Origin of the sequence: Streptomyces sp. WAC04114 (genome assembly GCF_019733245.1) — a bacterium.
GTDB lineage: Bacteria > Actinomycetota > Actinomycetes > Streptomycetales > Streptomycetaceae > Streptomyces > Streptomyces massasporeus_A.
Genome location: NZ_JAIGQA010000362.1, coordinates 1 through 1,642, shown reverse-complemented (window position 1 = coordinate 1,642; position 1,642 = coordinate 1). Strand labels below are relative to the sequence as shown.

Here is a 1,642-nt window from a genome sequence, read left to right as displayed (position 1 = left end):
CTTCTCCCCCCCCCTTCTTCGTCCCCCCTTCCTCGCCGCCTTTTCGCCCCGCCCTTCTTCGCGCCGCCCTTCCTCGTTCCGCCCTTCTTCGTGCCGCTTCTTCTTCGTTCCTCTTCTCCGTTCCACCGAGACGGCCCACCACCGGCAACAGGTGATCACCCATGCGCACTCACACCTCGCCCCTGCCCGACACCGCCGCCCAGCTCGACGTGGCCGGCGACCTGCTGGCCCTGCTGCGGGACACCACCACCGAACCGCGCCCCGACATCCAACTGGAGGCCCTCACCCTGGCCGTGGCCGCCGACCTGCCGGTGCTGCTGTGGGGCGAGCCCGGCATCGGCAAGACCGCCGCCCTGACCCAGCTCGCCACGGCCCTGGACCTGCCGCTGACCACGGTCATCGCGAGCGTGCACGAACCGTCCGACTTCTCGGGGCTGCCGATCGTCGGTGACGACCCCGCCGAGCAGGGCGTGCCGATGGCCCCGCCGGACTGGGCCGTACGCCTGGTGCGGGCCGGACGGGGGCTGCTGTTCCTCGACGAACTGTCCACCGCTCCGCCCGCAGTGCAGGCCGCCCTGCTCCGGCTCGTGCTGGAGCGGCGGATCGGCGCGCTGCGGCTGCCGCCGGGCGTGCGGATCGTGGCCGCCGCCAACCCGCGCTCCTCGGCGGCCGACGGCTGGGAGCTGAGCCCGCCCCTCGCCAACCGTTTCGTCCACCTGCAATGGACGCACGACACCGACGTCGTCGTCCGCGGCCTCGGCGGGGTCTGGCCCCGGGCGACCCTGCCCCGGCTCGACCCGCGGAAGCTGCCGGAGGCCGTGGACTTCGCCCGCCGTGCCGTGTGCGGGCTGCTCGGCGCACGTCCCGCCCTCGCGCACCGGCTGCCGAGCGGGGAGGTGCGCCGGGGCGGGCCCTGGCCGTCCCCGCGCAGCTGGGAGATGACGCTGCACCTGATCGCCTTCGCGACCGCGGCCGGCTCCTCCCGAGACGTCCTCTCCCTGCTGGTCCGGGGCACGGTCGGGGACGGGCCCGGTCTCGAACTGCTGGCGAGCCTGGACCGGATGGACCTCCCGGACCCCGAGACACTGCTGGCCGACCCGGCCGGTTCGGTGCTGCCCGAGCGGGGGGACCTGCGGCAGGCCGCGCTGGACGGGGTCGTGGCCGCGGTCCGCAACCGTCCCGACCGGGCCCGCTGGGACGCCGCCTGGGCGCTCCTGGTCAATGCCCTGGAGAGCGGCCCCCCGGACGTGGTGGTCGTCCCCGCGACCACCCTCGCCGCCCTGCGCCGCGACGACTGGGACGTCCCCGCGTCGATCGAGCGCCTGGCGGGAGTGGTGTCCCTGTCCCGGCGCGCGGACCGGACGACGGCGGCGGTTGCCGCGGCGTCCGCGGCGGCCGCGGCGAAGGCGGGCCGATGACGACGGACGCCCTCGGGACCACCGCAGTCCCCGAGACGACCATCGCCCGGGAGACCGTCATCGCTCCCGGGACCACCGCAGTCCCCGAGATGACTACCGCCCGGGAGACCGTCATCGCTCCCGGGACCACCGCAGTCCCCGAGATGACTACCGCCCGGGAGACCGTCATCGCTCCCGGGACCACCGCAGTCCCCGAGATGACTACCGCCCGGGAGACCGTCATC

The 1,642-nt window shown here is 75.0% G+C and carries 1 protein-coding gene and 1 pseudogene; both read left to right on the top strand.

Translation table 11 applies throughout. The annotated features are described in order from the left end of the window. Positions 1 to 161: 161 nt before the first annotated feature. Positions 162 to 1,418, top strand: coding sequence for a MoxR family ATPase (locus tag K4G64_RS39180; RefSeq protein ID WP_221760604.1), 1,257 nt, complete (start codon positions 162 to 164; stop codon positions 1,416 to 1,418). After that, positions 1,415 to 1,642: pseudogene (locus K4G64_RS39175) on the top strand (hypothetical protein); the annotation flags it as partial. The gene K4G64_RS39180 and the pseudogene K4G64_RS39175, both read left to right, overlap by 4 nt.